This is a genomic window from Streptomyces coffeae, from assembly GCF_016741875.1.
Taxonomy (GTDB): domain Bacteria; phylum Actinomycetota; class Actinomycetes; order Streptomycetales; family Streptomycetaceae; genus Streptomyces; species Streptomyces coffeae.
The window spans coordinates 1-3,148 of the sequence record NZ_JAERRF010000096.1 but is presented as its reverse complement, the minus strand read 5'-3'; the positions used below and the strand labels follow the sequence as shown (position 1 = coordinate 3,148).

Genomic DNA, 3,148 nt, shown 5'->3' with positions numbered 1-3,148 from the left:
ACATGCGCGTTCGTACCGGAAATACCGAACGCGGACACTCCCGCCCTACGCGGCCGATCGCCGTTGACCCAATCGACCGCTTCGGACAGCGGTCGTACTCCGCCGCCGTCCCACTCCACATGCGGGGTGACCTCAGCGATGTGCAAGGTCGCGGGCAGCAGTCCATGGCGCAGCGCCATCACCATCTTCATGACGCCCGCCACACCCGCCGCACCCTGCGTATGACCGATGTTCGACTTCAACGACCCCAGCCACAACGGCCGGTCCTCCGAACGGCCCCGGCCGTAGGTGGCGATCAGCGCGTCGGCCTCGATCGGATCGCCCAGCCTGGTGCCCGTGCCATGTGCTTCGACCGCGTCCACTTCGGACGGGGAGAGCCGGGCGCTGGCCAGGGCTTGCCGGATGACGCGCTGCTGCGAGGGCCCGTTCGGGGCGGTGAATCCGTTGCTCGCACCGTCCTGGTTGATGGCCGAGCCACGGATGACGGCGAGCACCTGGTGACCGTTGCGCCGCGCGTCGGAAAGCCGTTCCAGCAACACCAGGCCGACGCCTTCGCCCCAGCCCGTACCGTCCGCGGTGGCCGCGAACGCCTTGCAGCGTCCGTCCGGGGAGAGTCCGCGCTGCCGGGAGAAGCCGGTGAACACTTCGGGGGTGGTCATGACCGTCACCCCGCCGGCGAGTGCGAGGGTGCATTCGCCCTGCCGTAGTGCCTGCCAGGCCAGGTGCAGCGCCACCAGCGACGACGAGCAAGCCGTCTCGACAGTGACAGCGGGCCCCTCGAGACCCAAGGTGTAGGACACCCGGCCGGACAGGAGGCTCGGGGCGTTGCCCGCGTATCCCTCGCCACCCTCGTGCGAGTCGCCCGCGGACGCGCCGCCCGTGGTCGCCGTTCCGGCGTAGACACCGGTCGGGGAGCCCTTGAGGGACAGCGGGTCGATGCCCGCGCGCTCACATGCCTCCCAGGCGGTTTCCAGCAGCAGTCGCTGCTGGGGGCTGGTGGCCAGGGCCTCGCGCGGGCTGATACCGAAGAACTGGGGGTCGAACTGGTCGGCGCCGTCGAGGAATCCGCCACGGCGGACATAGGTGGTGCCGGGGTGGTCCGGGTCCGGGTGGTAGAGGCCGTCGAGGTTCCAGCCGCGGTCGGTCGGGAAGTCGGTGATCGCGTCCACGCGGTCGACGACCAACCGCCACAGTGCTTCCGGAGTGTCCACTCCCCCCGGGAAGCGGCAGGCCATGCTCACGATGGCCACCGGCTCCTGGGACCGCTCCTCCGCCTCACGCAAACGCAGTCGCGTATCGTGCAGATCCGCGGACACACGCTTGAGATACTCGACCAGCTTCTCTTCGTTCACGCGCACCATGAGGGTTCACCCGGCCTTCAGCGATCGTCGCACCCGGCACATTCAGGACACACCAAGTTCGTTGTCGATAAAGTCGAGAACCTGGGCCGCGGACGCGGACTCCAGCCTCTCCGTCGCGGTCTTCTCCTCCGCGGTTCCTGCCGGTTTCCGTGTCGCCTTCCACTTCGCCAGCAGACTCTCCAGGCGCGCCGTGACCGTCACCGACGCGTCGTCCGCCACGTCGAGGCCGATCAGGGCAGCTTCCAGCCTGGCCAGCTCGTTGAGGAGGGGATCAACACGGTCCGGACCCGCCGAGCCACCGTCCGCGGGGGCGATGCGCTCCAGCAGGTAGTCGGCCACGACACGCGCCTCCGGATAGTCGAATACGAGGGCGGCGGGCAGTCGCAGGCCGGTGGCGGCGGCGAGACGGTTGCGCAGTTCGACGGCGGTCAGGGAGTCGAAGCCGAGCTCCTTGAAGTTGGCGTCCGCCTGCACCGCTTCGGTGTCGACGTGTCCGAGCACCGCCGCCACATGGCCACGGACCAGTTGGAGCACGACCCGATGGCGTTCGTCCGCGGACAGCCCCGCGAGCCGTCCGGACCAGTCGGCCGGGCGCACATCGGCGGCGGCTGCCGTACGCCGCCCGGCCGCGCCACCGGCGCTTGTGGCGGCGAGGGCGCGGAGTGGGGCGGGCAGGCTCTCGGCGGGCTTCGTGGCCAGGGCCCGTACGTTCATATCCGCCGCGATCAGCTGGTGGCCGCCGTGTTCCGCGGCGGCGTCGAGCAGCCCCAGCGCACGTTCGCTGGACATCGGGGTGGCGCCCGAGCGGGACATCCGGGCCAGGTCGGCTTCGGTGAGATTGCCGGTCATGTCACTGGACTCGGCCCAGAGGCCCCATGCCACGGACACCGCGGGCAGTCCTTCGGCCTGGCGGTGGGCGGCCAGGGCATCGCAGAAGGCGTTGGCCGCCGCGTAGTTGGACTGCCCGGGACTGCCCATCACCCCGGCCGCGGACGAGAACGTCACAAACATGCCCAGCCGCAGATGCGCGGTCGCGGCGTGCAGATGGGCGGCGGCCGTGGCCTTGGCCGCCCACACCCTCGCCAGCCGTTCCGGCGTCTGCGAGGTGACCACCGCGTCGTCCACAACACCTGCCGCGTGAATCACTCCCGTCAGCGGATGTGCCGGGTCGATGTCCGCGATGAGGCCGTTGACCGCGGCGGCGTCGGTGACGTCGGCGGCGACGATCCGTACCTCTGCGCCCAACTCTTCCAGTCGGGAAGACAGTTCCTTCGCGCTTGGTGCATTGGGGCCGCGTCGGCTCACGAGCGTCACATGGCCGGTCCGCCACGCCCGGACGAGATGTTCGGCGACCAGCCCTCCCAGGGTGCCGGTGCCACCGGTGATGAGGACGGTGCCGTCGGGGTCCACCGGGGCGGGGACATCCAGCACCAGTTTGCCGGTGTGCTTGGCCTGACTCAGATACCGCAACGCCTCTCGGGCCCGGCTCAACGGCCATGACCGCAGCGGAAGCGGCTCCAGCACACCGGCCTCGAACAACCGGCCCAGCTCACCCAGCATCCGGCCGATGCGATCGGGCCCGGCATCGGTGATCAGATCGTAGACCCGATAGCTCACATCCGGGTGGGTGGTTGCGATGTGTTCCGGGTCGCGGATGTCGGTCTTGCCCATCTCCAGGAACCGTCCGCCGTCGGCCAGCAGGCGCAGTGAGGCGTCGATGAACTCCCCGGCCAGGCTGTTGAGCACCACATCCACACCACGGCCACCGGTCGCCTCCCGCACACTGG

2 protein-coding genes are annotated in these 3,148 nt (G+C 69.9%); both read right to left on the bottom strand.

Annotation, left to right across the window (positions count from 1 at the left end; genetic code table 11):
* Positions 1-1,361, bottom strand: a 1,361-nt coding sequence (locus tag JK363_RS41070; RefSeq protein ID WP_201883433.1) for a type I polyketide synthase, incomplete at its 3' end; no start/stop codon positions are given.
* A gap of 42 nt (positions 1,362-1,403) precedes the next feature.
* The coding region (locus JK363_RS41065; protein WP_201883432.1) for an SDR family NAD(P)-dependent oxidoreductase at positions 1,404-3,148 on the bottom strand (1,745 nt) is incomplete at its 5' end.